3 protein-coding genes and 1 rRNA gene are annotated in these 6252 nt (G+C 36.5%); all 4 read left to right on the top strand.

The features are described from left to right. The first annotated feature begins 789 nt into the window (after nucleotides 1-789). On the top strand, nucleotides 790-2592 hold the full coding sequence (locus tag U8D43_RS20750; protein ID WP_335873055.1) for a M3 family oligoendopeptidase: 1803 nt from the start codon (nucleotides 790-792) through the stop codon (nucleotides 2590-2592). A 69-nt stretch (nucleotides 2593-2661) separates the two neighbouring features. Next, nucleotides 2662-3039 (top strand): iron chaperone, encoded by a 378-nt coding sequence (locus U8D43_RS20745; protein ID WP_335873054.1) that lies wholly within the window; start codon nucleotides 2662-2664, stop codon nucleotides 3037-3039. Nucleotides 3040-3391: 352 nt separating this feature from the next. Beyond that, a complete protein-coding gene (locus U8D43_RS20740; protein WP_335873052.1) occupies nucleotides 3392-4525 on the top strand; it encodes a DUF2927 domain-containing protein in 1134 nt (377 codons plus the stop codon). Nucleotides 4526-6122: 1597 nt separating this feature from the next. Continuing rightward, nucleotides 6123-6252: ribosomal RNA gene (locus U8D43_RS20735) — 16S ribosomal RNA — on the top strand; the annotation flags it as partial.

Here is a 6252-nt window from a genome sequence, read left to right as displayed (position 1 = left end):
AGGTAGATATCCAAAAATCAAAACCAGCTTAAATCAAGTAATGGTGCCATAGCCAATCTTTAAAAATGGTCATTCCATTTTAGGGAGGGTGCTTTTTTGTGTCAAAATCAGCATCAAAACCCATTTTCGTATAAAAAGAGCCTAAATGAAAAAGGAAAATAACTTATGCATGGATTGAGTAGGTAGAATCATAAGTGTTCTTTTTTAGAGAAGGCTCTTTGTATGAAAAAAGGCATATTTAGGTATCGTCAAATTAGTAAGTTTACCTTAAACATATCGGGTTTATACCATTATTGGGGTTGAAATTACTTTTTTCATGATAGGTGGCGGCGTGACGTGAGCGCTGCCATCGAGTTTTTCGTATACAATGTGGCTATTTCATCTGACTTTCATTAAAAAGCAAAAAACAATACGAAAAGAGCATTTAGAAAAAAGAGTTAATAATAGCCGTATTTGAGACGGATTATCTACTTGATAGGACCCATAAGATTTTTTATTCCCGGTTAATTAAGGCACTTTTCGTGAACCTTGTTGCTCTTGATGCATAGATTAAACAGTCTCTGAAGAAAAAACAATTTCAAATTAATAGCTATTGTTCGAATGCTTGTTTACATAGATAGGAATATAGAAATGGAAAATTCAGGTCTACAAGAATGTAGTGAAAGTCATCATGCTTAGATATTTATAGAAATTAAAGGGTTTATATGGAGAAAAACAGAAGATAGTAAAACAATGAGAATATTGAAATATATCTTGTTTTTCTATAAATCAAATGACGGGGGTATATTAATGGAGAAATTATTGAAACAAAATTGGGATCTACAATCTTTATATGAAGGGGGAAGTCAATCAGAGAAGCTTAAGTCTATCATGGTAACAATAGAAGTAGAAATTGAAGAGCTGGAAAAAAGAGTGGAGGAAAATAATCATCTAGAGGAAGGACTTAATATGGACAAGCTCTTGATCCAGTTGGGGCAAACGCAGGAGCGGATGAGTGAATGGTTACAAATCGATGAGTACCTTATTTGTCTTTATGCTGATAATGTAAGGGATTCATCTGCGTCTACATTGCTGTCTTATAGTGCAGAAATACATGCCAAGCTAGCGTCGCTTTTATTGGAATTGGATACCTCTCTTCTTAAGTTATCAGAAGAAAGCTGGCACAATTTCCTGCAAAAAAAAGAAGTGGAGCCCTTTCGTTTTTATTTAGAAGAAAGAAGGCAAGAGACAAAAGGTCGTTTACCCATTGAAACGGAAAAATTGATTCGTTCAATGTCGGTTAATGGCTTTGCTGGATGGGAGAGTCATTATAAACAACTGCTGAACAAATTAAAGGTTTCAGTCGTGAAGGAAGGCATAAAAAAAGAAATATCAATTGGTGAAGCGCTTCATGGTGTTGCATTTACAAAAGATAGATCAACACGTATCAAGTACGCTCAGGCAATTAAAGAAGTCTGTGAGGAAAATCAAGCAACCTTCGCTTCGACACTCAATCATTTTGCAGGCTTTCGACTGGATTTATACCAACAAAGAGGCTGGGAAAATGTTTTAAAAGAGACACTTGAACAAAATCGAATTTCGGAAGAATCTTTGCATTCAATGATGGAGGTTATCAATGAAAACAATCATCTTGTGCGTGAATTCGCTAAGAGAAAGCTAGCTTTGGAGAAAGTAGAAAGTCCGGCATACTATGATATTCGAGTTTCTTCTTTTTCAACAGAAACAAGCATTCCCTATGAGGAAGCGGTACATATTATCGTTTCCCAGTTTCGGGGCTTTAGTGAAAAGCTCGGTGATTTTGCAGAACGAGCATTTGAGCAGGGGTGGGTAGAAGTGGAGGATCGACCCGATAAGGCTTCGGGAGCATTTTGTGCCTCGATGCCACTAACCAAAGAGAGTCGAATATTTTTAACCTATAAAGGGAGTTATCAAGATGTTGTAACACTGGCTCACGAGCTTGGCCATGCCTACCATAATGAAATATTAATGGACGTAGTGCCATTTGCTAGAGAAAAAGGTACAGCTGTTGCCGAAACGGCATCCACTTTCTTAGAGAATTTAGTTTTGGATGCTGCCATAAGTAACGCTAGAGATGAACGTGAAAAATTGGCGTTATTAGAGAAGAAGGTAATAAATGGACTAAAATATATATCCATGATCCCTAATATGTTTATCTTTGAACAAAAACTTTATGAAAAGAGACAACAGGGCTTACTTTCTGCAGAGGAAATAAAAGCATTGATGTTAGAAACAGAGAAAGAGTTATATGGTGACCTTATCCAAGAGTTTGATTTGATGAAGTGGATCTATATTTCTCATTTCTACAGTGCGGACAAAGCTTTTTATAATATTCCCTACACGATTGGTTACCTCTTTAGTAACGGTATTTATGCAATAGCAAAGGAAAAAGGTGATTCATTCCCAGCTAGGTATGATGAGTTATTAAGAAACTCAGGTAGGATGACGATGGAGCAGCTTGCTGAGCAGTATTTACAGCAAGACTTACGTAAAAAGGACTTTTGGAAAGCTTCTCTTCAACCTGTTCGAGAGGGGTTAGAAGAATACTTATCATTGACCGAACGGATGATTTAACGAGTATTTTGTCTGGAGAGTTGTATTTATTGATATGATAAGCGACTTGAATGGAGGTGACTTTTACGGATGCAATACGAAGCTAAAAATTCAGAGGAATATTTAAATATGCTTGAAGAAGATTGGAGAAAGGAAAAACTGCTTTTGGTTCGGGAAATCATCCTTGAGAATGCACCAGAACTTGAAGAGGGAATTCAATATAAGATGCTATGCTATCGAGAGGGAGCTTCCACATTGTTTCATTTGAATGCACAAAAATCGTATGTCAGTTTATATGTGGGGAACGTAGAGAAGATAGAAAATGCTAAAGAATTACTAAGTGGATTAGATTATGGTAAAGGGTGTATCCGAATTAAAAAGTCTGTGGATTTGAATAAGTCCGGACTCGAAGGCTTTATCCAATCGACCTTATCTAAGTGGAGAGAAGGAGGGAACTTGGACTGTTAAGGAAGAACGGAGAAAGCATAAGCATAGTGTATGCTCCCTTTCCTTGGTAGAACCCGTTTGCCATATAGACATCATTCTTATTAGGGGCGTACCGAATGGAAATAGGGTTTGAAGCAAGCATTTCTATAAAAACTTCAAATTGACTCGTAATATTCCAAATCACAAACTATCTGGGCTATGAGAAGGAAAGTCTGCCAGTAAAAGTTAGATTCAAAGAAATAATCATTTGTTCTATATTTACCGTAGTTTCTCTACCAAAGAGTAAACGTGAGAATTGGTGAGTAATCTCCTCCACTTATTTCCACTCCTCACTAATCTATTTTAACCTTATAATAGAATAGAGGTGAGAGGGTTGAGGATATTAATCGTTTTAATTTCTTTGGTTTTAAGTGGTTGTAGTCTCCAACCCGTTATTGAGGTGTCGGGTGTTGAGAATGGAAAAATGTATGCAACAGATGTAATGATAGAGATAGATGAAGAGTTAGCTGGAAATTATACAATGCAATTAGATGGAGAGCCCATTCAATCGGGATATAATGTAACGAATAACGGAAAATATGAATTAAAGGTATCAGCGAAAAAATGGTGGCTGGAGGATTTGAAAACCATTACCTTTGACATTGATTTGAATCCACCCAATACCCCTTCGTTTGAAACGGAACCACTAGATGCATATTTTCAAGAAGCTTTATTTCAATTAGAGAAAGAAGATCGTGTTTCCTACGAAGTTATTTTAAATGGGAATCCTTATGACCTAAAAAAGCCGATTATCGATGAAGGACAATATGAACTTAAAGTCGTAGCGAACAAAGAAAATGGTCTCAAATCGACTAATTCCATTTCGTTCATGGTAGATAATACTTCCTACTCTAAAGAAGTGGTGGATCGGTTTGTTGAGTTTATGTTGACGGATGAAGAAGCTGTAGTCGATATCCTTTGGAAATGGAATAATGATGTAGAAGTCGTTCTGCATGGAGATCCGACAAACATGGATGTAGAGATGGTAAAGCAAAGTATAATGGAGGTCAATGATTTACTGCCAATTGAGCTTCAGTTAGTGGACAAAGTGACGAGCGTTTTTAACAATAAGATTGACATCTATTTTGTCCCCACGAGTCAATTCTCTAAGTATGGGTATGATGGTCCTATCGTACAAGGGGATATTCGCTATGAAGGATTTGCATTCATCACAGACATTGAGGTATACGGAGAGATTTCAGAAACAATTATCCTCATCGGAACAGATACCACACAAGAAAGTAGAAAAACGACCATTTTGCATGAAATCGTTCATTCGCTTGGTCTATATAACCATTTTGAAGAGGACAACACTAGCATTTTTTATCCATACAATGATACTGGGGTTACGACTCTAAGTGAAAAAGATCGAATCTTGATTGAGCTTCTTTACCGATATGAATTAAAACCAGGCGTAAGAGTAAATGACATTAGCAAATTATTAGAATCCAGAATAGAAGCCCCTTAAAAAAATCGATTTGTGAGTAGACTCAGAACTTTATACAAGCTCTGGGTCTTTTTATTGAAGGCTCTATTCGTTTCAGTTAGTACGTTTGATTTGAAAAATGAACGAATTTCTTTTTATTGCAACAACCAATACGAAAAACTCGATGGCAGCGCTCACGTCACGCCGCCACCGCCTATCATGAAAAGAAGCAATTTTAACCTCTTTATTGGTATAAACTTGATATATTCGGGGCAAACTTACTAATTTAGAGATGCCTAAATATGCCTTTTTTCATACAAAGAGCTTATTTAAAAGAAAGTTGAAACAAATATAGGAGATATTCGGTTATTCATATTCAGCAATCGGCCATGTGAATAAAATAAGGGATTGATTTCGTAGGAAACACTCGGAATAAGTGGCGTTAAGTGCAGGATAGTTAAAGAAGCAAGCAGATATAATTTCGTAGTGTACTCGTCAAAATTATGAAAGGGAGTGTTTTGAGTGAAAAAGCATATCCTTACTTTTTTTTCTGCTTCTGAGAGTAGGGAGGTGGAACTTTTCTTCAATATTTGACTACTCGTTTGAATATAAAAATTGTCAAAAAGGTTCTTACGAAATTGTGAAAAAACAAAGACACGAGTGGCTTTACTGGACCGTTTCCAATTAAAGCAAATGAAGGACAGAAATATTTTCGGGGTTATTTCGGAAAAGAACACATCTATGATCAACCAGTAGTAGTAAAAGCGATAAAAAAAGGTACAGAGGAACCGGTTGATTTTTTTTTCGGGTCCAAGTACCTTCTATGAGAGTGCGGATGTTAGTGCTGAAAGCGTGAATATGCCCTCGAATTTTAAATTTCCATCAGCGAGGGTATAAAAAATCCCTCTGTTTATTGATGAAGATCTTTTTGATAGTATTGTTGTTGAAGTTTTGTAGTAATTTCATCTTCAACTAAAGGGGGGCTATAATCGAAGAGCATAATAGGGGATGTGATAAACTATATGTGCAATCCAAAGAGAATGTTTTAAGCTATTTACGGAAATGTCGATGCACTCTTACACGCACATATTTTTCCTAGATACGAATGGGAACCAAATGAAAATATACCCAAAGCAGAATGGCATTATCTCCAAGCGAAACGGACGGATCGTAGATAACTTTATATAGAAGACAAGCATTTAATGGTATTATTCGGTAGCTGAATTTAGGAGAATGAACGAATTTCATACAGAATTTCTTTAAAACCAACAAGAATAAGTGAGAATTTTTTTGTTCAAAACGGAAACCGTCCCCCTGCGAAGCCATGGTGGAGTAAGAGGGGGAAATGTGCGAGATTGTCAGGAAAACATTTTATAAAAAAATTATCAATTATGTTGACACGTATGAGTGAAGGATGGTATATTAGAACACGTTGTTGCAAAACGACATCAAACGAGCTGAAAAACAATTTTTAAAAAGTTGTTGACAGGAACGAGTGATTCTAGTAACATAGTAAAAGTCGCTAACAACGACGAAGATTGAACTTTGAAAACTGAAAAGACGAAACGTCAACGTTAATTTTAAAAGTAAGAACATAGATTCTTACAAAAAATGTTTTATGAGCTAGTCAAACTTAACTTTTATGGAGAGTTTGATCCTGGCTCAGGACGAACGCTGGCGGCGTGCCTAATACATGCAAGTCGAGCGAACAATGAGGAGCTTGCTCCTCATTGTTAGCGGCGGACGGGTGAGTAACACGTGGGCAACCT

Source organism: Bacillus sp. 2205SS5-2 (genome assembly GCF_037024155.1).
GTDB lineage: Bacteria > Bacillota > Bacilli > Bacillales > Bacillaceae_K > Bacillus_CI.
The sequence above is the reverse complement of the archived record's forward strand: the minus strand, read 5'-3'. Positions and strand labels throughout refer to the sequence as shown.

Coding starts and splice junctions, on each gene's coding strand:
- U8D43_RS20750 (WP_335873055.1), top strand. CDS start 790: ATGGAGAAATTATTGAAACAAAATTGGGATCTACAATCTTTATATGAA.
- U8D43_RS20745 (WP_335873054.1), top strand. CDS start 2,662: ATGCAATACGAAGCTAAAAATTCAGAGGAATATTTAAATATGCTTGAA.